General features: G+C 46.1%; 21 protein-coding genes and 1 other RNA gene. 12 read left to right on the top strand and 10 right to left on the bottom strand.

Translation table 11 applies throughout. The features are described 5' to 3' along the window. The first annotated feature begins 5 nt into the window (after positions 1-5). The 3 genes from rpe to trpS are packed head-to-tail and all read left to right on the top strand — an operon-like array spanning position 6 to position 2,408. A complete protein-coding gene (gene rpe, locus SPUTW3181_RS19935; RefSeq protein ID WP_014611722.1) occupies positions 6-680 on the top strand; it encodes a ribulose-phosphate 3-epimerase in 675 nt (224 codons plus the stop codon). Positions 681-684: 4 nt separating this feature from the next. After that, positions 685-1,365: a phosphoglycolate phosphatase gene (locus tag SPUTW3181_RS19930; RefSeq protein WP_011791071.1), complete on the top strand. Its 681-nt coding sequence runs from the start codon at positions 685-687 to the stop codon at positions 1,363-1,365. 44 nt (positions 1,366-1,409) lie between these two features. Then, positions 1,410-2,408, top strand: coding sequence for a tryptophan--tRNA ligase (trpS, locus tag SPUTW3181_RS19925; RefSeq protein ID WP_011791070.1), 999 nt, complete (start codon positions 1,410-1,412; stop codon positions 2,406-2,408). A 69-nt stretch (positions 2,409-2,477) separates the two neighbouring features. Here the strand turns inward: trpS and SPUTW3181_RS19920 are convergent, their stop codons facing one another. Next, entirely contained in the window at positions 2,478-3,350 is an 873-nt protein-coding gene (locus SPUTW3181_RS19920) for a LysR substrate-binding domain-containing protein (RefSeq protein WP_011791069.1), read from the bottom strand. Positions 3,351-3,469: 119 nt separating this feature from the next. Here SPUTW3181_RS19920 and SPUTW3181_RS19915 point away from each other — a divergent pair, with 119 nt between their 5' ends. Further along, on the top strand, positions 3,470-4,393 hold the full coding sequence (locus SPUTW3181_RS19915) for a DMT family transporter (protein WP_011791068.1): 924 nt from the start codon (positions 3,470-3,472) through the stop codon (positions 4,391-4,393). A gap of 20 nt (positions 4,394-4,413) precedes the next feature. Here SPUTW3181_RS19915 and dolP read toward each other — a convergent pair whose 3' ends face one another. The 4 genes from dolP to SPUTW3181_RS19895 form a co-directional block, all read right to left on the bottom strand. Then, on the bottom strand, positions 4,414-4,980 hold the full coding sequence (gene dolP, locus SPUTW3181_RS19910; protein WP_011791067.1) for a division/outer membrane stress-associated lipid-binding lipoprotein: 567 nt from the start codon (positions 4,978-4,980) through the stop codon (positions 4,414-4,416). After that, positions 4,977-5,570, bottom strand: a complete 594-nt coding sequence (locus SPUTW3181_RS19905; RefSeq protein ID WP_011791066.1) for a phosphoheptose isomerase — start codon at positions 5,568-5,570, stop codon at positions 4,977-4,979. The genes dolP and SPUTW3181_RS19905 overlap by 4 nt, the downstream gene beginning before the upstream one ends. Positions 5,571-5,662: 92 nt before the next feature. Then, a complete protein-coding gene (locus SPUTW3181_RS19900; protein ID WP_011791065.1) occupies positions 5,663-5,989 on the bottom strand; it encodes a YraN family protein in 327 nt (108 codons plus the stop codon). After that, complete coding sequence (locus tag SPUTW3181_RS19895) at positions 5,986-7,836, bottom strand: penicillin-binding protein activator (protein ID WP_011791064.1); 1,851 nt, start codon at positions 7,834-7,836, stop codon at positions 5,986-5,988. The genes SPUTW3181_RS19900 and SPUTW3181_RS19895 overlap by 4 nt, the downstream gene beginning before the upstream one ends. Before the next feature lie 88 nt (positions 7,837-7,924). Between SPUTW3181_RS19895 and rsmI the strand changes: the two genes are divergently transcribed. The 5 genes from rsmI (at position 7,925) to SPUTW3181_RS19875 (ending at position 10,659) form a co-directional block, all read left to right on the top strand. After that, a complete protein-coding gene (gene rsmI, locus SPUTW3181_RS19890) occupies positions 7,925-8,767 on the top strand; it encodes a 16S rRNA (cytidine(1402)-2'-O)-methyltransferase (RefSeq protein WP_011791063.1) in 843 nt (280 codons plus the stop codon). A 64-nt stretch (positions 8,768-8,831) separates the two neighbouring features. Further along, positions 8,832-9,183: RNase P RNA component class A (gene rnpB, locus SPUTW3181_RS21390), an RNA gene on the top strand. A gap of 373 nt (positions 9,184-9,556) precedes the next feature. After that, a complete protein-coding gene (locus SPUTW3181_RS19885) occupies positions 9,557-9,880 on the top strand; it encodes a DUF883 C-terminal domain-containing protein (RefSeq protein ID WP_011791062.1) in 324 nt (107 codons plus the stop codon). 9 nt (positions 9,881-9,889) lie between these two features. After that, on the top strand, positions 9,890-10,393 hold the full coding sequence (locus tag SPUTW3181_RS19880) for a hypothetical protein (RefSeq protein WP_011791061.1): 504 nt from the start codon (positions 9,890-9,892) through the stop codon (positions 10,391-10,393). 11 nt (positions 10,394-10,404) lie between these two features. Next, a complete protein-coding gene (locus SPUTW3181_RS19875) occupies positions 10,405-10,659 on the top strand; it encodes a hypothetical protein (protein ID WP_011791060.1) in 255 nt (84 codons plus the stop codon). A gap of 38 nt (positions 10,660-10,697) precedes the next feature. Here SPUTW3181_RS19875 and SPUTW3181_RS19870 read toward each other — a convergent pair whose 3' ends face one another. Next, entirely contained in the window at positions 10,698-11,291 is a 594-nt protein-coding gene (locus SPUTW3181_RS19870) for a TetR/AcrR family transcriptional regulator (protein WP_227498169.1), read from the bottom strand. A 261-nt stretch (positions 11,292-11,552) separates the two neighbouring features. Between SPUTW3181_RS19870 and SPUTW3181_RS19865 the strand changes: the two genes are divergently transcribed. After that, positions 11,553-12,272: a DJ-1/PfpI family protein gene (locus SPUTW3181_RS19865; protein WP_011791058.1), complete on the top strand. Its 720-nt coding sequence runs from the start codon at positions 11,553-11,555 to the stop codon at positions 12,270-12,272. Positions 12,273-12,303: 31 nt separating this feature from the next. Here the strand turns inward: SPUTW3181_RS19865 and SPUTW3181_RS19860 are convergent, their stop codons facing one another. Together SPUTW3181_RS19860 and SPUTW3181_RS19855 are read right to left on the bottom strand one after the other, a co-directional pair. Continuing rightward, positions 12,304-13,953: a hypothetical protein gene (locus tag SPUTW3181_RS19860; protein ID WP_011791057.1), complete on the bottom strand. Its 1,650-nt coding sequence runs from the start codon at positions 13,951-13,953 to the stop codon at positions 12,304-12,306. A 203-nt stretch (positions 13,954-14,156) separates the two neighbouring features. After that, a complete protein-coding gene (locus SPUTW3181_RS19855; RefSeq protein ID WP_011791056.1) occupies positions 14,157-15,377 on the bottom strand; it encodes a threonine/serine ThrE exporter family protein in 1,221 nt (406 codons plus the stop codon). A gap of 158 nt (positions 15,378-15,535) precedes the next feature. Between SPUTW3181_RS19855 and SPUTW3181_RS19850 the strand changes: the two genes are divergently transcribed. Next, a complete protein-coding gene (locus SPUTW3181_RS19850; RefSeq protein WP_011791055.1) occupies positions 15,536-15,946 on the top strand; it encodes an MAPEG family protein in 411 nt (136 codons plus the stop codon). A 201-nt stretch (positions 15,947-16,147) separates the two neighbouring features. Further along, on the top strand, positions 16,148-18,520 hold the full coding sequence (locus tag SPUTW3181_RS19845; protein WP_011791054.1) for a YgiQ family radical SAM protein: 2,373 nt from the start codon (positions 16,148-16,150) through the stop codon (positions 18,518-18,520). A gap of 244 nt (positions 18,521-18,764) precedes the next feature. Here the strand turns inward: SPUTW3181_RS19845 and SPUTW3181_RS19840 are convergent, their stop codons facing one another. Further along, positions 18,765-19,919: a porin gene (locus tag SPUTW3181_RS19840; RefSeq protein WP_011791053.1), complete on the bottom strand. Its 1,155-nt coding sequence runs from the start codon at positions 19,917-19,919 to the stop codon at positions 18,765-18,767. A gap of 124 nt (positions 19,920-20,043) precedes the next feature. Beyond that, on the bottom strand, positions 20,044-21,363 hold the full coding sequence (gene potE / locus SPUTW3181_RS19835; protein ID WP_011791052.1) for a putrescine-ornithine antiporter: 1,320 nt from the start codon (positions 21,361-21,363) through the stop codon (positions 20,044-20,046). Between the last annotated feature and the right edge of the window lie 43 nt (positions 21,364-21,406).

Below are 21,406 nucleotides of genomic sequence, written 5' to 3'. Positions count from 1 at the left end.
GTTTTATGCGTCCATTCTTAATTGCTCCATCGATTTTATCCGCCGATTTTGCCCGTTTAGGGGATGATGTTAAAGCCGTATTAGATGCGGGCGCTGACGTAGTGCATTTTGATGTGATGGATAATCACTATGTGCCTAATCTGACGATTGGCCCTATGGTGTGTAAAGCCCTACGTGATTATGGCATTACCGCCGATATCGATGTGCATCTTATGGTGAAACCCGTTGACCGTATCGTGCCTGATTTTGCTAAGGCTGGCGCTTCTATCATTACTTTCCATCCAGAAGCCTCTGAGCATGTCGACCGTACACTGCAATTAATCAAAGAGTCAGGTTGTAAGGCGGGCTTAGTATTTAACCCTGCGACGCCATTGCATTACCTCGACCATGTGATGGATAAACTCGATGTGATCCTATTGATGTCGGTGAATCCTGGTTTTGGTGGTCAATCCTTTATTCCATCAACCTTAGATAAGCTGCGCCAAGTGCGTGCGCGTATTGATGCCAGTGGTTTTGATATTCGTTTAGAAGTCGATGGTGGTGTGAAGGTCGACAATATCGCCGAAATCGCTGCGGCGGGTGCGGACATGTTTGTGGCTGGCTCGGCTATTTTCGGCAAGCCCGATTATAAGGCCGTTGTTGATGAGATGCGTGCCGAACTGGCTAAAGTTGGGGCATAGTCGCATGTGGGAACAAATTAAGGCAATCGCGTTTGATCTTGATGGAACATTAATTGATAGTGTTCCTGACCTTGCAGTAGCGACCCAAGAGGCTTTAGCTGAACTTGGTTTAGCAACGTGTTCTGAGGCACAAGTGCGTACTTGGGTTGGTAATGGCGCTGAAATGTTAATGCGCCGCGCCATGACTAATGCACTCGGTACCGACGTAGAGCAGGCTGCACTCGATGCGGCGATGCCAATTTTTATGCATCACTACCAAGAGAACCTTGAGAAGCACAGTGCGCTCTATGCGGATGTGCATCAAGTGCTGCAAACCCTGTTAGATGCAGGTTTTAAGCTAGCGGTTGTCACTAATAAACCCTACCGCTTTACGTTACCTTTGCTTGAAGCCTTCAATATAAACAGCTTTTTTAGCTTGGTATTAGGCGGTGATTCGCTGTCAAAGATGAAGCCTGATCCTTTACCGCTGCAGCACCTACTGAAGGAATGGCAGTTAGATAAAGCCGAGTTATTGATGGTTGGCGACTCTAAAAATGACATTTTAGCGGCGAAAGCGGCAGGTGTTGCATCAATCGGCTTGACCTACGGCTATAACTACGGTGAAGATATTGGGCTCGCAGGCCCAGATGCTGTCTGCGAGCAATTTAGTGATATTTTGAACTGGATAAATCCAACAACGCGTTAATTTAATCGATTCTTTTTATTTATAGATAGTGGAGCAATGACGTAATGACCAAACCCATAGTACTCAGCGGTGCACAGCCGTCCGGCGAATTAACCATAGGTAACTACATGGGTGCATTGCGTCAATGGGTTGCGATGCAAGATAGCCACGATTGCTTGTATTGTGTGGTCGACTTGCATGCCATTACTGTTCGCCAAGATCCTAAGGCGCTGCGCGAAGCGTGTTTGGATACCTTGGCCCTGTATTTGGCCTGTGGTGTGGATCCTAAAAAAAGCACAGTGTTTATCCAATCTCAGGTACCACAGCACACCCAATTGGGCTGGGCATTAAACTGCTATACCCAAATGGGTGAGTTGAGCCGCATGACGCAGTTTAAGGATAAGTCACAAAAGCATGCTAACAACATCAACGTGGGTTTGTTTGGCTACCCGGTTCTGATGGCGGCGGATATTTTGATTTATCAAGCGAACGAAATTCCCGTTGGCCAAGATCAGAAACAACACCTCGAGTTAACACGCGATATCGCGACTCGCTTTAATAATGCCTACGGTGACACTTTTACCATTCCTGAGCCATTTATCCCTGAACATGGTGCTAAGGTGATGTCGCTGCAGGAGCCGCTGAAGAAGATGTCTAAGTCAGACGAAAACCGTAATAACGTTATCGGCCTGCTAGAAGATCCAAAATCAGTGCTGAAAAAGCTGAAAAAAGCCATGACGGATAGCGATGAGCCGCCAGTCGTACGTTTCGATTTGGATAATAAACCGGGCGTTTCTAACCTACTGAGTTTAATGTCGGGTGTGACAGGGCAAAGTATTGCCAGCCTAGAAGCCGAGTTTGAAGGCAAAATGTATGGACACTTAAAAGTAGCAGCAGGTGAAGCGGTTGTGGGGATGTTAGAGCCACTGCAGGAGCGTTACCGCGCAATTCGAGCCGATCGCGCTTACTTAGATCAAGTGATGAAAGCGGGCGCCGAGAATGCACAGGCGCGCGCCGAAGTGACGCTGAAAAAAGTCTATGAGAAAATTGGTTTATTAGTGTAACTAAACTTACCTCAACCCATTGAATTTAATGCCGACATAAGTCGGCTTTTTTGTCTTTGTAAATCGGTATTAGGCTTGTGATTTAAGCCAAGATGAGAAAGCCGCAATTGCAGGTTCAGATAAGCGGCGTTGTTTACAAAAAAAAGTAAATTCAAAACCCGTATGCACATCGGGTAAATTCACCGCGACTAAACGCCCTGTGGCAATATCACCCGCGACCATAAAATCCGGTGCAAGGGCTAAACCTTGACCAGCAATCGCCGCTTCAATCGCCATGACGATATGGCTAAATACATGCTGTTGTTCGTTATTAAGCGGGATTTGATGTGCTGATGACCATTTATGCCAATCAAGTCCGAGCGGCCCTTCATCCACGACTAATAGAGCTTGCTGCTGAAAGTTATTGAGGTTGATTTCACGCCATTTGGGGTAAAAGCTTGGGCTACACACAGTGATCAGGCGTTCCTTATGTAGTAACTGCTGCCAATACCCTCGCTGGTTGAGTTTTCCGGCGATAAAAATATCCGCTGTGCTGGTGCTGAGATCAGGATCTTGGGTGATCATCTCAAGGCGGATCTTCACACTCGGGTACTGGCGGCGAAAATCGGCGAGTCGAGGGATCAGCCATTTCACGGCGAAGGAACTATAAACCGCTAAGCATAATTGCTTATTGGGTGTGTCCTTCACCTTAAGATTAAGGTCACTTAGTTCATTGAAAATGCGCTCTAACTCGATGAATAATCCTTGGCCTTTGGGTGTTAATTGCAACTTACGGCCTTGGCGATCAAATAATTGCTCACCAAAATATTCTTCCAATACTCGCACTTGATGTGAAACTGCACTTTGGGTAATGCATAGCTCATCGGCCGCTTTTGAAAAATGCTGCTGTCTGGCAGCGGTTTCAAATACCTGCAATGCACGTAATGGTGGAAGCTTTCTCATTATTTTCAATATGTAAAAAATTTAGTATGAATCTAATTCATCTAGCATGAGAAAGCATCATTTCAGCTTAAGTTTTGTGGGGATTATCATGCTGTCATCGAGATTTGTGGAAGTTAAAAATGCAACGCCCTGTTGTTATCGGTTTGATTTTATTGATAGTGGGTAATCTATTCAGTGCCTTTTACGATGTATCTATCAAATGGTTACCCGATGATGCTAACGCTGCAACTTTTCTCCTTGTCAGGCAAATCACTTCTGTCTTTATGCTGCTGCCCGTATGGTTATATGCACAGCGGCCCATGACGACACATATTTCAGTTCACCTTTGGCGTGCCAACATAGGCTCAGTTGGCGCGCTTTTTTTAATTATTGGTTTAATGGCGTTGCCACTTGCGACCGTGAGCTCGCTGTTTTACTCGGCACCGCTGATGATCATCCTTATGGGATATTGGTTTCTTAAGGAGCGCATTACCACAGGGCAGGTATTCTGTACCCTGTTAGGGTTTGTGGGCATTGTGATTATTCTGCGCCCGAGTGAAATGAATTGGTTCGGTCTTGCCGTACTCTTTTCTGCGTTTACTTTTGCAGTGAATCAACTCACGCTAAAAAAAGTACCCAATACGGAACATCCTGTACTCACTTTAATGCTTTATAACCTCTTAGGTATACCAGCCACTTTGTTGATAACCGCTTTCCAAGGTTTGCAGGGATTCAGTTGGGCGTTGTTAGGGATCGCCTTATTGAGTAATGCTTTTTTACTGATTTATCATTGGTTTTGTGTGTTGGCTTATCGTAAGGCACAGGCGAGTGATATTGCGATTGCAGAATATACAGGGCTGTTATTTATCGTGTTTTTAGGTTGGTTATTGTTCGATGAGTGGTTAGATAGTTTAAGCTGGTTTGGGGCGGCATTGATTGTGCTGCCATCCTTGTTTTTACCTTGGATAGGTATGTTAATGAATAAGCCTGGGCGCCGCAGTGTTGATGCTTTGCTGGTGGAGCCTTTGCGACTTGAAAGTGTTGAGGGCGAGCCTAAGCGATAAGTCACCTAGGCGCGATAATGTTATTCAATATATTCGAATACTTTAACCACTTTACGTACGCCTGCGGTATTACGGGCTATCTCTACAGCTAAATCTGCCTGCGAACGATGGATGACTCCAAGTAAGAAGACTTCGCCATTTTCGGTAATGACCTTAATGCGAGTCACGTCTAACCCTTTTTCATTGAGCATGCGTCCCTTCACTTTGGTGGTGACCCAAGTATCGTTGCTGCGTGTCGTGAAAGAAGTTGGATTACCAATACGGATCTGATTGTGAATTTTGCCACCTAGCTTTAGATCTTGCACAACCTTAATTGCTTTGTCTCGGAGCATTGAGTTTGGTGCTTGACCTATCATCAGCACATTACCATTTACCGATACACCAGTGATATTAGTCTGTTTTTTAAGATCTTCTTGCTCTAGCAGTGCGCTCGTTATTTTAAAGTCAGTATTGGTATCATCAAGCTGAGTCTTTACCGTTCGTTCATCATTAGCGACCATGGCGCCACTGACTGCACCCACCATAACGGCACCGGCACAGCCTTGTAGCAGCAAGCAAACCATTAACAGTGGGGCAGCGTGTCTCATTGTTGCTCGTCCTGTGGGAAGAGTGTGCGGTCAATATTGTCACACAGGCAATGGATCACCAGTAAATGTACTTCCTGAATACGCGCGGTAACATTAGATGGAACACGAATTTCTACGTCGCCAACACTCAATAGGCCTGCCATCGCACCGCCGTCCTTACCTGTTAGGGCCACAATGGTCATATCGCGGCTAAGTGCTGCTTCCATTGCTTTAATCACATTACCTGAGTTTCCACTGGTAGAAATTGCCAGTAGGATGTCACCTGGTTGACCTAAGGCTAAGATTTGTTTTGAGAAAATCTCGTCATAGCTATAGTCGTTTGCGATAGCTGTGATGGTTGAAGTATCGGTAGACAGGGCGATAGCTGGTAAGGGTGGACGCTCAATCTCATAGCGGTTTAACAGTTCGGCCGAAAAATGCTGTGCATCGCCAGCACTGCCACCATTCCCGCAGGCGAGGATTTTATTGCCACCCAAAAGACAGTGCACCATCATCTCGGCCGCTTTAGCGATAGATTCAGGCAGCGCTTCGGCTGCATCGATTTTGGTCTGGATTGACTCAGTAAAACTGTCTTTAATGCGTTCTAACATGGATAAATCCTTTCAGGATAAAGTGTTACTATCATGCCATAATTTCTCGGGCGAGTTGAGGCATAAGCGTTAAAAATAATTCATGCCGATGTTTAAAAGGCATCGACTAGCCAATGGATTTGATGGCCTTCAATTGCTACAACATCGAAACGACAGGGCACATCGAGCCGATGAATTTGTAAATAATGGCTAGCAGCCAGACGTATACGGCCTATTTGCGCCTTACTTACAGCTTGTAGTGCGCCCCCATACTGGGTTGCAGAGCGATATTTCACCTCAACAAATACCCAATGGTTTTTATGGCGCATCACCAAATCGATTTCGCCAAATGGATAGCGGACATTACGTTCGACAAAAGTGAGCCCTTGTTGTTCAAGGTGACTTTGGGCGAGCGTTTCTGCCGCTTGTCCGAGTATCATAGCTGACGAAAACTGCCTCTTTGGTATCGTCCCCAGCTTAACTGGCGGTTAATCACTCCGTCTGGGTTGACTGATAAAACACCGCTGCGGCCGTTAAATTGATATCCTGGGAATGAGCGCATTTGGGCTAATTTGCTAATTAAATCCATCGCGTCATAACCCATGATAAACAAACGCTTCTGGCCATTGTTCCAACCCGTCCACAGGGTATTGACCATCAGGTTTTCTTCACCATTTTGCATTAGCCAAGGGGCATCGCTCATGGTGAGATTATTTAAATCCTGCGCGGTTTGGCTCGATTCATTATCGATACGACTACGACTCGATGTGTACAAAGGCACTGGCTGAGTAAAAACGCTAAAGTTAACATCAATAAAGGCTTTGAGCAGTGTTAGCTCCTGCGGCGTTGATATCATATAAATCGCATCGATATCTTGGCGTGACCGAAAATCGGCTTGTACTGAGTTGCCAAGGAGTTCCTTGATACGGGCAATGCGTTCTTGGCTATCGCGAACCCCGAGGGCATCTTGTACGGTTGTACGCATTTTATCTCCACTATCGTAGTAATAAACTTCGATGGGAGTGTCACTCTTTTTCTTCCACGCTTGGATAAAACTCTCGGCCATGCGCTTACCAATGGCATCATTGCTGGCAAGCAATAACGGCATAGTTACGCCATCTTGATACATACGTGCTGCGGCGTCAGCGGCTTCTTGTGCGGGTGAGAGGGCGAAGTAGAATTTGTTGGCCTCAGGTACTAACTTGTCGGTCTGATTTAAAAATAACTGCGGAATAGATGTGCTTGTTGACACCGCTCCTGTGGCTGTTGGCATTGCCTGTAACTGATCGATTTCGTTCGGCAATAGTGGGCCAATAATAAACTCCGCACCTGCTGCCACCGCTTGCTGGTAAGCGGATACTGCATCATTGGCGGTATCGTAAAAATTGACGGCAACTTGTTCGTTAGGTTTGGCCATGTAACTGGCTAATATGCCTTGACGAATTGCATTGGCGGCATTGGCTCTTGAGCCTGTGAGTGGTAATAGCACCGCTATATTCTTGGGTGAAAAAGGCTTAGTATTAAGTGCTCTATCTAAGTCTGCGGGCAATTTGGCGGCAGCAGGATGATAAGGGTTCTGTTTCTGCCATTCACCTAAGTAGCGCACTAATTGAGTCGGATCGACGGCATAATGCTTCGCGATATAGGCTAGTTGTAACCAGCCTGCAAAGATCGGGCTCTTAGTATCACGGGTAAAATTTTGCAGCGTTTGTTCATGCATAGGCTGTAGCACTTGCCAAATTTTATTATTGACTTCGTTCGCCTCTGCAGAGGGTAAATAGGTCGTGAGTAAACTTAGCTCACGTACTTGTTCAATGGGCTGCTTATTGAGTTGATATAAGTGAGCTTTAAACTGGTGATATGCCACCATCTGCCATTTCGGCAGGCTCCAAGTGCTAGGATAATTTAATATATTGAGCGCATCAGTATAGGTCGAGGTATGCTCAAGCACTCGAGCGGTGAGATATTTGTGCTCTGCTAATAGCGTTGGAGTCTGCGTTAAGCTAGGTTGCATCGACTTAAGCAGTTTTTGCGCGGTGGCATAATCGTTAGCATTGATATACGCATGCGCTGCAAGTAGCAGATTGGTATCTCGTTGCTGTGCGTCCTGACTATTGGCGGCCTGTGCTAAATATACATTGGGCGCCAAAGGAGCAGAGGCTAAAGAGGTGACCGCTGTGGAGGCTGTACCAGTCGAGGTTGTGGGCGTAGAAGTGCCACAACCCGCTAGAATTGCCGATAAAATGGCCACGGAAACGAACTTAGTTGTATTCAGGCTTTTTAACACTGGGCTTCACTCTGGTAAGATGCTGGCTCTAGTTTAACCTTCTCTTGCGCTTGACGAAAGTCTTGGCACTGTCATTACAGAGGTATATATGGACCAAAGCGTCGCACTCTACATAGTTCCCACTCCCATAGGCAATTTGGGCGACATGAGTTCACGGGCTATAGAGGTGCTGAATCAGGTTTCATTGATCGCCTGTGAAGACACCCGTCATAGCGGCAAGTTATTGAGTCATTTTGGAATTACGACTAAAACAATTGCGTTGCATGATCATAACGAACGTGCTCGCGCCCAGTGGATTGTGGATCAATTAGCTGCGGGTCAATCGATCGCCTTAATTTCAGATGCAGGTACGCCGTTAATTTCCGATCCAGGTTATCACTTAGTCTCCCATGTGCGTCAGTCGGGTTTTAATGTGATCCCCTTACCCGGCCCTTGCGCGGCGATTACCGCCTTGAGCGCCTCGGGTTTGCCATCGGACCGTTTTTCTTTCGAAGGTTTTTTGCCATCAAAAGAAAAGGCGCGTGCCGATAAGCTATTGGCATTAAAAGAAGATCCTCGCACGCTGATATTTTATGAATCACCCCACCGCATCGAGCACAGTCTAACGACTATGGTTGAAGTGCTTGGTGGCGAACGCCATGTCGTTATGGCGCGTGAAGTGACCAAAACCTTTGAAACTTTTTTATCCGGTCCTGTTGCAGACGTATTAGCTAGGGTAAGCACAGATCCTAATCAACAGAAGGGCGAAATCGTGTTGATGGTGCACGGTTACCATATCGATGATGATGAAGCTATTCCAACGGTCGCGATTAATACGCTTAAGCTGCTGTGCGAAGAATTGCCTCTCAAAAAGGCCGCTGCAATTGCTGCGCAAATTCACGGTCTTAAGAAAAATGCGCTGTATAAATATGGCCTAGAGTCTGATTTATAAGCACTGCTACGCATCCCTAGGATTAACTGTGGTACATAAAGATGGCATAGGCTATAATCCGCGCCGAGTTGGCCAGACAGTCGCCGCGTTCGCAAGAACGGGGAGGAAAGTCCGGGCTTCAAAGAGCGGGGTGCCAGGTAACGCCTGGGCGGTGTGAACCGACGACAAGTGCAACAGAGAGTAGACCGCCTGCCTGATTTATCAGGTCGGTAAGGGTGAAAGGGTGCGGTAAGAGCGCACCGTGCGGCTAGCAATAGTCCGTAGCAAGGTAAACTCCACCCGAAGCAAGACCAAATAGGGTTCCGTATGGCGTGGCTCGCGTTGGAACCGGGTAGGTCGCTTGAGCCTGTGAGCGATTGCAGGCCTAGATGAATGACTGTCCAAGACAGGACCCGGCTTATCGGCCAACTCACCTCATTCAACAAAAAGCCCGTTTGTCGTAATGACAAACGGGCTTTTTGTTTTTTTAATTTATACGGTAATGATCAATTTTATTTGATTAACTCATTAAAAAATCAGAGTTAGCTCGTTCTCCAGTACATCCCGTCTATCGCTTATTTAGCCTTCAGTTTAGCCGCCATTACAGCCATTTCCAGTCTTTTTTCGTCGCAGGTAAAAATTACTCAATGCAGGTAACATCTACCGTTAACTGGGAGGGTTAATAGAAATGGTAGAGTTATAACCTTTTGTTTTTATGAAATTATATTGTTTGGTATAGCCATTGCATTGGTTTGTACGCAAAGTGCAGCATCTTGTTGCATTGCACAGTGTTCACCAAGGAGGCTTTCTATGGCCAGTTCAAAAAGCGTAGCAGAACAAACTAACAGTAAAGATAGCATTGCTTTAAATTCACCCACAACAGCGAAAGCAACTGAAGTGACGCACCATGCCGTTGATGTAGTAGCAGAGAAAGCCGCAGTTGCAGAAGACACTTTGCGTAAAACGGCAGCTAGCTCACAGGAAACTCTGGCGCTCAAGCAGGAGGAAATCAAATTACAACTGCAAAGTTCTTATAGCAAAACCCGTGAGTTGGCAGCGCAAAATCCATTGGCTACAGCTGGGATTGCCTTTGCCGCTGGCGTGGTATTAACGGCTTTATTGCGCCGTCGCTAAGGTGGATTTATGCAAAACCGTGCAAGGTCAGAGGCGCCAGAACAAAGGCCCGTCCAGCATAGTGCGCAAACCGCCAAAACTGGGCAGACAGCATCAGCTGCTGCCCAGCATAACGTTATTGATCAGGCAATGGAGCAACTGGCTGAAATAGCTGTTCTTAGCAGTTCAGTGAAGCAAGCCTATCTCGATCAGTTGAAGTTGGCTGGGAAAATAGCAACGGCAGAATGGCGGTTAACAGGGCGTAGCCTGATTATTGCTGCGGCTTTAGTCGTCTGTTTTGGTACTGGCATTACGTTATTCTGGGGCAGTATTTTATTGCTGCTGGGCTATATGCTGTTTCAATTGAGCGGTTCGTTATTGGCCACAGTGAGCGCTTTGGTGGTGCTACAGTTTGTTTTATTGCTTTGGTGTTGGCGTAGTCTTGGCTATGTGCTGTCACAAACTGGCTTTTCGAAGACTTGGCAGCAATTACAGCTTTTGCTCTCGACTCGAGAGTCGGGACATCAAAAATAGGGGGCGCGAGTATGCTAATTCAACAGTTACTTAAAAAACAGCAGTTGCAGCTGACAGTGCTGACGGAACAAGGCCAGTTGCAGCATGATTTGTTACTGATGAGGAAACGACAATTAGCGCAAAGCAGTCGTGATTTTATAGGGTCGACACCAGGTTTAATCGTCAGTTTTAGCCTTGGCTGTCTGTTTCAGCTGCGCCACAACAGTACTGTAAAACTACTGCGCAGCACCTTTGGCCTGCGTTGGATTACCAAGCTAATTGTTTGAGCATTATTTAAACGCCGTAACTTTTACCATGATTACTTTCATTGGTTTAGATATGCGTTTCTTTTCGTTAACGCCGCTAAAATGATACCCCGCGTAAGCAGATGTAAGTACTTGGCTTGTTGTGTAGGACAGGGATGAGGACTGGCAATAAGTTGTTGAATTTGGCTTAAATAAAGAGCGGCTATGCTGTGGGCCAACGTGTGGCTTGGGATAATAAATTCGTCAGTGTTGAAGGTGTTGACCAATTTATTTTCGATATGTTGCACAAGTTTAGTTTGTAATTGTTTCGTTGCGGCATCGAGATCGCTACCAAGTCTAAATGACATGGAACGGCGAAACATGCTGTTTCGGCTAAAAGTAATAAGCAGTTTTTCCAATGAAGGTGGCGTGTTAGTTGAAAGCCAGTCTTCGGCTGACTGAAGATCTGCGAAGATATCTTCAAAAATATTTTGATGGAGTGCAATAAGAATATCCAGCTTACGCTTGAAGTAGCGATAAAACGTCGTGCGGCCTACATCGGCTTTGTAGGCAATATCAGCCACTGCAATATCACGATAATCTTGCTGTTTCAGCATTTCCTTAAAAGCGTGGAGAACCTTGAGCACAGCCCGCGGGCTTTTCGCTATGTGCATGCAGTGCTTTGTGTGCATATTGGATCCCGCTTTAAATTCAACTCAGTTTAGGCGTGTGATTATACCTTAGCCTCAATGGCTCTTGTGTTGTGATTTTTGCTTAAGTGGAACAGATAGGCTCAGGTGTACCATTTGAAACATGCGGGCGAGTTTGTGCCTGATGATTAGGAATAATGGGCTTTATAGTGACGGTCATAGGGTTAACTGCAATGACAGTGTTACCTGAAATATGAAATTGTTACTACCGATGGAGAATCTGTGATGAGTGAAAATATTGAAGCGGCTCAAAGTGATAAACCAAATCATCCAATCAAACACAAATTAAGAGTAGGTATTTTTCTTTACCCCGGCATGACGATGCTCGATGCCTATGGGCCACTACAGTTTTTAGCCTTTGTGCCATCTTTTGAAACCTTCACTTTTGCGAAAACCAGCATGCTATTACCCTGTGATGCGGGCGTTAACTTACAACCTAATTACGATTTTGACCATTGCCCACCAATAGATATCCTGTTAGTGCCTGGGAGCGCAAATCCTTTGGCGCAAATACAGGATGAGCAAGTTATTTCCTTCTTAAAACATAAGGGGGAGCAAGCACAATACATTACATCTGTATGCACTGGTGCCTTGATTCTTGCGGCAACAGGTTTACTTAATGGTTATCGCACGACTACTCACTGGGCTTATGCTTCAGTGTTGGCACAATATCCTCAAATTACCTTTGAAAATAAACGTATTGTGATTGACCGTAATAGGATCAGTGGCGGCGGTATTACTGCTGGGCTGGATTTTGCTTTGGCACTCATTGCCAATATAGAGGGTGAACAACAGGCTAAAACACTGCAGTTATTGTTTGAATATGATCCTAAACCGCCCTTTAATTGCGGTTCTCCCATATTGGCAGACGCTTCTCTGGTACAGAGGGTTGAGCAGGAGGTTAGGCAGATAGCCTCAGGTTTATTCGAGACCACCACAGATTAATGGTGTTGAGCAATCATGGTGTACCTTAGGTTTAAAAACTCTGTTTAACTAAGAGCCGCCATTCCCAACTATTGGCAGATTCGCCACCTGTGTACGGCAGAGAAAAATCGATATGGGCGACATTGCCGTAGCTGGAACGGGAGGAATAAATTCGTGCTCCTATACCGATAGTGCCCAAAGGGCCGCTGACTTCGTTATTGCTAGCCAGTGGTCCTCCCGATGCTTGTCCCAGATCGGTAAACAGTGCCCAGCCAAGTTCTGCCAGTTGATAGAGATTGATATTGGGATAATGACGCAGTTCTGCAGTCATGAGCCATTGATTGTCACCTTGTTGGTACTCATTGGGGTAACCCCGTACACCCGTTTCATCCCCAAGTCCTTGGGTGAGATCAAGGTAAGTATTGTTTGATACGCTTGCCCAAGCTTTACCGTAGGCAGTCCATTTAGGGTTGATCCGATAAAAGTATTCGGCTTGGGCTTCGACTGTATAGGTATCTTTTTGCGTTGTGCCAAGGGTGCTACTCCCTGCCATTTCTAAAAGCCAGAGTTGATTATCGAATCGGTAACCGCCGCTGCTTTGCCACTTAAAGTGGTAGCCTAGTGGGTTACCATCGTCTATGTCTTTGGTTTCTAATCCTAACTGGACATAGTGGTGCCAGCCTAAGTTAAAGTCTTCGTTATTGGTGATCAGGTGAATATTATTCAATACGTGAAAATCGTCTTCGATAAATTCGTAGGCAACCCAAGGATACATAAAGTCCCTGTTTTGCGGTAGCGTCGATGTGGGATAGGTGTCTACGTTTGCAAACTCATGTTTATTCTGGGTAATACCTGTAATAAAGCGGGAAATATTGTCGTTATTCTGACTTATTAGCCAGCCGTACTTGAGGTTAAGGTAGTCAGACTTGTGTTCAAATTCATTCACCTCATTACCGTTTTGTCGCAATATATCGGTACGACTATCGTCAAGATATTCTAGGGAGTACATGCTATTCGTCTTGAGCGAATAAAAAGGTTTACTGATGTACATATGTTTAGCTTGGCCGTCACTATTATCATAAAACTCTGCGGCGATGATGCCGTGTTCGATAATGCTAAGGGGGGCTTCAAAGGCAAATTTATAACCACTACGAGATTCATTTGACTGGTAATTCATTCGAGTTCGTATGCCTGTACCCAATAAATTGTCCTCCTTTACGCCAAAAGAATAACGAGTATCCCCTCCTGAGCTGCTAAAGCTCCCCGTAGGAAGTAATGACCAGTTATCCCACGTTTCAATAACAACCGATTCGACGTTAGGATCGGTGTCGGATTGGGGATCTTTGTCAGCGATATAGATTTTTGCATCGCGAATATAGGGCTCGGCCCGTAAGAGACGTTGTGATTCATTGAGATCTTTTAGGTCGACAGTATCATTTTCACTAAAGGTGAGTTTATCGCGCACGACATAATCTTTGGTGTTGATATGTAGCTGATTTGCCCAGCGATGAATAAAAAAAGCGTTTGGATCTGATTCATCAAAAATTGGATTATTCACGACAATAATTTTGCCAATTTTTTTAGGAGTCTGCTCTTGTTGAACGATTGGGGGGCTTGTTAGTGGCTCATCGACGTTGGCCACACTCATCTGGCTGCTGATGCAACAAGGTAGGATGCATGCATACTGGATAAATTTCTGCATATAGACCACTCCCATGGAATTGACGGCTGCAGCGATATCAAACTCACTCTGCAATTCACAATTTAATAACACATGGAAAGTGGTAATTAGTCAAGGAAGTATTTAAATAACATTTTGATTTTATTTAAGGTTGCACTAAGAATACCGTGCACCTCAATGCCGCCATACTGAGTATGGCTAGAGAGTATGGCTAGAGAGTATGGCTAGAGAGTACGGCGAGGCGGTACAGCAACATTGGCGAAGATAAGCCCTGCGATCAGCGACATAAAGATTAAAAAAATCTGTGAACCTATATGGGATTGATTAAGCATAGTCTCGCCAGAAATTAACGCATTAAGTCCAATATAGGTTTTGCTGCCGGGCACTAAGATCACTATACCTTGTAAAAGAGCGATGGAAGCAGGCGCTTTCATCCAGCGAGCAAAAAGATTGGAGTAGATGCCAACGGCTAAAGCGCCAAAGAAGATCCCCACTGAATCACCAAAAAAATGTCCGCCAAGCATGGCCGAGAAAAACGCCACTATCCCAGCGAGTACGCCCCAAGGTGAATCTTGCATTCGTGCTTTAAAAATAAAGACTAACGCCATGGATAAAATCGGTACCGCCGACCATATTGCCCAGCGGGGCAGCCTTTCGGGTTCAATATAGATGGTCTCGCCAAAGAAAGCCTTACCGATAGCCATGCCGAGCACTGCACCAAAGTACAATTTAAACAGCAACATACTGGCATCCATAATCCTAGCTGTACCTGAAATCAAATCACGCGCCGCCAGCTCAGCTAAGCCTAAGGTTAAGGCTAAACCCGGGATAAAGATAATGATCGCGGAGAGGATAACCACGGGAATATTAATATTGGGATCAATACGCGCAATGGCACAGGCAACTATGGCGCAGATAATGGTCGCAAAGGGTTCAAGGACTTCAGCCATGCGTGCTGAGCGTTCAGCACGATACACAAAGCCATAAATGAGTAGACCGAGTAATCCAGACCAAAATACATCATTCCAGCCTGTGCCCATCAGCATGGCGAAAGCGGCGGCAGAGGTCCCAAAGGAAAAACAAGTTAATACCGGGCCGTAAGGATTGGGTTTATTGGCAATTTCTTCTAAACGCTCTAGCGCCTCGGTTAACGTACGTTTACCTGAGGTTAATTCATCGACTAACTCATCGGTTCGGGCAAGTGAGCCTAGATCAAGCTCTCCTGGTTTCACTCTCGCGACATGGTTATATTCTTGATCCGTATCGTGTTGTAAAACGAAAGTCATCGAGGTGGGTGAAATAAGAAAATAACCTTCGAGGCCTAAGGTGCGTGCAACGGTTTGTAAGTGAGTTTCAAGGCGATAAGCGGGTGTGCCAAATTTATGCAAAGCTTTACCTAGCTTAATGATAAATTTGCGTTTTTCGATAAACTCTTCGTTATCCAATCGGGGTCTTCACTGTATAAAAAAGTTGTTGGGAATGACGCGCGCATATTAACCTATCTTGTCGCTAAAAGGTTAATGGCTTTTAAACTTAATACAAATAAATTGCTGATTTTTTGCGGCTCGGGCTATAGTCATTTTTTTCATAAAGGGAAATTAATATGTCTTTGATGGTAACAGGCCTTTACGCCAGCCTTACAGGGTTATTAGTCGTCACTTTGGCCTATCGTGTGGTTAAACTTAGGCGAAGTCAGAGAATTGGTCTCGGTGATGGCGGTAATAGTGCTTTAACCTTGGCGGGACGGGTGCATGCTAATTTAATAGAGAATGCACCCATCGTATTGATTTTAATGGCCGTAGCCGAATTAGGTGGCTTGCCTGCATTTTATTTGCATTGTTTTGGTACCCTGTGGGTTGTGGCTCGACTACTCCATGCCATTGGACTCACCCAAGGCCAAGGTGGTTATCATTTGGGACGTTTTTGGGGAGTGTTACTCACTTGGATTGTGATTATTAGCTTAGCCTTTGTGAATTTAGTGTATTTTGTCCAAGGGCTAGGTAAGGGGTTGTAGCCGCTCAACTCGTGTCTATGTCATATCCATAGCCGATTTAGGGGTATTCTAGCCGCAGGCCAAATACCCCACAAAAGGTTGTGGTTGGTGTTTTTTTAATCGCACTTGCCAGTGATTGCCTGCTATACTCCGCGTCCCTAAATCGGCGCAGCTCCTTTTTGCTTCGCCTTTGTTTGACATTACGCTTTTGGGTCAATATCGATGCAAGTTGAATCCACACTTTTTAGTTATCCCAAATACTGGGCCGAGTGCTATGGCACGGCACCTTTCTTACCTATGTCCCGTAAGGAGATGGATAAGCTCGGCTGGGATAGCTGTGACATTATTATTGTCACAGGTGATGCTTATGTGGATCACCCAAGCTTTGGTATGGCCGTTATTGGCCGTATGTTAGAAGCCCAAGGTTATCGCGTGGGGATTATTTCTCAGCCCGATTGGTCGAGCAAAGACGCTTTTATGCAGCTTGGACGCCCGAATCTGTTTTTTGGTGTCACCGCGGGTAACATGGATTCCATGATTAATCGCTACACCGCTGACCGTCGTATCCGCACCGATGATGCTTATACTCCAGATGATATCGGTGGCAAGCGCCCCGACCGCGCCGTGACGGTTTATACCCAGCGTTGTAAAGAAGCCTTTAAAGATGTGCCAGTCATTATTGGCGGAATTGAGGCAAGCCTTCGCCGGATCGCCCATTACGATTATTGGTCCGATAAAGTGCGTCGCAGTGTGATTTTCGATGCTAAGGCCGACATTTTAATGTATGGCAATGCGGAGCGTCCGCTAGCTGAAGTGGCGCGTCGTTTAGCGGCGGGGGAGTCGATTAATGACTTGCACGATGTACGTGGCACTGCGGTAATTCGTAAAGAACCTTTGCCTGAATGGCGTGGTATGGATTCACGCAAAATCGACCAATTGCATAAGATTGATCCTATCCCTAATCCCTATGGTGCCGATGATGTGGGTTGCGCTAATTTATCTGGCCCTTCGGATGCAAAGATTTTTGATAACGATGCGCCAAAAGCTATCAGCGTGCAACCGCCACGCCCTAAGCCATGGGATAAAACCTATGTGCTGCTGCCAGCTTTTGAAAAGGTATCTGAGGACAAATATTTATACGCCCATGCCTCACGGATTTTGCACCAAGAGCAAAACCCGGGCTGCGCACGGGCGCTGTTCCAGCCCCACGGTGACCGTGGGGTGTGGGTCAATCCGCCCGCTTGGCCGCTCAATACCGACGAGATGGATGCGGTATTTGATTTACCCTATAAAAGGGTGCCACACCCTGCCTATGGTAAGGCGAAAATCCCCGCCTATGACATGATCAAAACCTCGATCAACATTATGCGCGGTTGCTTTGGTGGCTGTTCTTTCTGCTCGATTACCGAACATGAAGGGCGGATTATTCAGAGCCGTTCGCAAGAATCTATTATCAAAGAAATCAAAGATATTCAGGATAAAGTGCCCGGTTTTACTGGGGTAATTTCCGATCTTGGCGGCCCCACTGCCAACATGTATCGCCTCGGCTGTACCAGCGAAAAAGCCGAGAAAACCTGCCGCCGTTTGTCCTGCGTGTTCCCCTCGATTTGCGGCCATTTAGGCACAGATCATAAGCACACTATCGACTTGTACCGCGCCGCCCGCGCCGTGCCCGGCATTAAGAAGATTTTGATTGCCTCCGGTGTGCGTTACGATTTGGCGATCGAAGATCCTGCCTATGTTAAAGAGTTAGTGCAGCATCATGTGGGCGGCTACTTAAAAATCGCCCCTGAGCATACCGAGGAAGGGCCGCTCAGCAAGATGATGAAACCCGGCATGGGCGCCTACGATAAATTTAAAGAACTGTTCGACAAGTATTCGAAGGAAGCGGGTAAAGAACAGTTCCTGATCCCTTATTTTATATCGGCGCATCCTGGCACGACCGACGAAGACATGGTGAATTTAGCGCTGTGGCTGAAGGAGCGTAAGTTTAAGCTCGACCAAGTGCAAAACTTCTATCCCTCACCGATGGCGAATGCGACGACGATTTATCATACCGAATTGAACTCGCTTAAAAACGTCAAACACACCAGTGAAGTGGTGCCAGTGCCGAAGAAGGGGCGTCAACGCCGCTTGCATAAAGCGTTGCTGCGTTACCATGACCCAGCAGGTTGGCCTATTATCCGTGAAGGCTTGATTGCCATGGGGCGTGAAGATTTGATCGGCAATAGTCCAAACCAATTAGTGCCACCAGAAGGGCGCAATGAGCGCGGGCCTAAATGGATGAAGGATGCCAACCAAGGCCAAAAAGCCTTTACACGTTTCTCGGGTAATCAGTTCGATGATCGTAAGGGGGCGACTAAATCTAAAGGGGCGATGAAAGGCGGTGTTAATGCGGGTGCAGAGTCAAAACCTGCCGGGAAAGGCGGAAAACCTGCATTGAATGCGTCCAAGCCTAACGTACCTAAGCCTAATGTGCCTAAGTCGAATCGTCCGGGAGCTAAAGCGCCTTTTGGACAATCGAGTGCTAAAGCATCAGGGGCTCAATCTAAGGGTGGCGGTAAACCGTCCCATAATCGTCAGCAAGCTAAGTAACTCGGTTTCTACTGAAAAAAAAGCCACTTCATAAACTCAATTTGAAGTGGCGTAGAGACGATGGTAAACCGGCGGAACCATCTAATGAGTCTACGGCGAGCGTTTGTAGACGGAACGTGCGCCGCTCCTCAGCCTCAAAAAGGCTCACGTATATGAGCGATGACGTGAGCCATGAGTTCTTTGGTTACAATGCGGAGCGAGTGCAATGGTAGGTTGGACTCGCGCGAGTGTTTTTGAAAAATGGCTAGAAGAAGTAGTTAATCCCCACCGCAAAGCCGTTGTCTTCCAGCGCTTCGAGTGCAGCGTCATCCATTTTGCTAAAATCCAGTTTCATCTCGGCAAACATCACAGTGTCGTTACTGTAGCGATAATGCAGTCCTAACATGGCAAATTGGCGGGTCCATTTACCTTGGATAGGTGTGGTTGCATCTGTATCTAAATCTAAATAACTGAGCACCAACATAGGTACAAAGCCATTATCAAATTGATAGGCCGTCATTAGCTCGACGCCAGTCGCATCGTAAAGTTCGCCATCCACTAGTTCATTGTTTTTACTTTGATGGGCGTTAAAGCCGACATAGAGGCCACTTGCTTCGCGATTTTCGGCATAGTGATAATAATCACCGTACATAGCACTAATACCGACAATCTTATTTGTTTCATCAACTTGGGTATTACCTAGGTGGCCGTCAAAATCACCGCGGTTAAAGCCCGCCAGCAGCTTAAATTTGTCCGTTACCGAATAGGTCAGGCTGGCACCGTAGCTGCTGTCGAAATTGAGTTCAGAGTCTGCCATTTCGCTGCCATCGGCATTTTTAAGGACGATATCCCCATTGGTTTTGGCGGCGTATTGCAGGGCAATGTGCACTGGGCCGAGCGTATTGCGGTAGATAAATGCGGAGTCAGCTCGGCCTGTTCCTGTTAATCCACCATCACTAAAGGCATAGGCGCCAACACTGTACCCTGCAAAGACGTTGGGTAGATCTGTGGTGCCTGCGATGTCGTAATATACGCCCCATTGCTTACCAAAACTTAGGCTCCCCCACTCATCGTGGGACATACCGACATAACCTAAACGGTTATAGAGGAAATCTTCGTTTTTTTCTGCAGCGAGTTTACCGCCTTGCATCACTAGACTGTCATCGCTAGACACCATATTGATACCCCATTCGGTCGTCGCAAAAGCCGTCCAACCATGTTTTTCATTGCGTTCGAAGCTAAATCGTACACGGGATAAATCGTCAATAACGGAAGTATCATGGCTATCATTTAATGCGGCAAATCCAAGCCAGCCACTCAAATCTAATGAATTTTTTGAGTCTTTATATAGTTCAATTGCTTGGCTGCTGGTGGCGGTCAACAGCACGGGAAGCACTAAGGCGATGCAAGTCTTATTCATAATTTCACCGAAAATAAGCAAGGGTTAGTTAGGGGACCATAGGATTTACAGCCTATGGTCCCTGAGTATTGATGTTAAGGGCGCTATTCGTTAGGGGGTGAACATAGACACTGTCGTCGGGTGTTCACACTGGGCGCGCCTCAGCGACTGGGGTTTTATTTGAAATAACACCGTAGATAGTCCAACCGAAGAAGGTCGCTATTGCACCAAGCATTACTGCTGTTTCACCGGAGCTATAAAGGGCATAGAAGCTATATAGGGCACCAATCACGGCAATGACGTTGGCAACACGGGCCTTATTCGCAGGCACTTTAAGCTGTCTTTGCATAATACCTAGGGCGGCCATCGATAAAATGTAGGGCACAATATTGGTGACGACAGCAAGATTGACAAGGGCTTCAAACTGTTTGCTCAGTGAGGGACTAATGGTCATTAATGACAACATAGTTTGAATTGAAACGATAATTGTCATACCCCAAATAGGCGCATCGGCTTTGCTGACCTTAGAGAATATTTTTGGAAAGAATCCTTCATCGGCTGAGGCTTTAAACACTTGGGCAATAGTGAACTGCCAGCCTAATAGCGATCCAGTACAAGAGATAATGGCACAGGCCATCACGATTTTTCCGACCACAGGATTAAACATTTGCGCGAAAGCTAAACCGAATGGCGCATTCGACATAGCAAGCTCAGCGTTTGGTACAATACCGGCAATGACGTTGGTGGAAACGATGTAGATTATCGCCGCACCTAATGTCCCTCCCATAACGGCGATGGGTACATTTTTTTCTGGATTATCAACCGCTTCAGAGTTTGCGCAGGCTGATTCTAAACCAAGGAAAGCCCATAATGTCATTGCGATAGAGCCGCCTAGTGCTTTAAAGAATGGCATATCATGCGGGTTCCAAGCGCCTTTATAGAGGTCAATATCAAACCAGTACCAGCCAATTAAAGACACACCAATCACAGGTATGATAATTCCCCAAACTGTTACGCTACTCACGCGGCCTGTAATGCGGGCACCACCAAAGTTTGCAATTGTCGCTAACCAAAGCACACCAATCGTCGCAAGGCAAATGGCGATAGGACTTAGGTTAACCTCAAGCAATACCGCGGCGTAACCTACGGCCGAAATAGCAATCGCGACATTGGCAATTAATAGTGAAACCGCATAGGTATAGTTGGCCATAAAGTTACCTGAACGACCAAAGGCATACTCGGCATAACCGCCCATACCACCGGATTTTTTACTGAACATACCGCACTTAGCAAAGGCAAAGGCCAGCGCCGTAGAGCCCGCGGCCGTGACGAGCCAAGATAAAATTGAAATGGTTCCCACTTGGGCTAATTGGGTTGGCAACATAATAATGCCTGAACCCATCATATTGACTATGGTGATAATCGTTAATTGGACAACACCAATTTTATTCTCTGATTTACTCATAATAATGACCTAATTATATAATTCATTTTAGAGAGATGAGATT

Origin of the sequence: Shewanella sp. W3-18-1 (genome assembly GCF_000015185.1) — a bacterium.
Lineage (GTDB): Bacteria > Pseudomonadota > Gammaproteobacteria > Enterobacterales > Shewanellaceae > Shewanella > Shewanella putrefaciens.
Note: the sequence above shows the minus strand (reverse complement) of the source record. Positions and strands in the feature narration are given on the sequence as shown.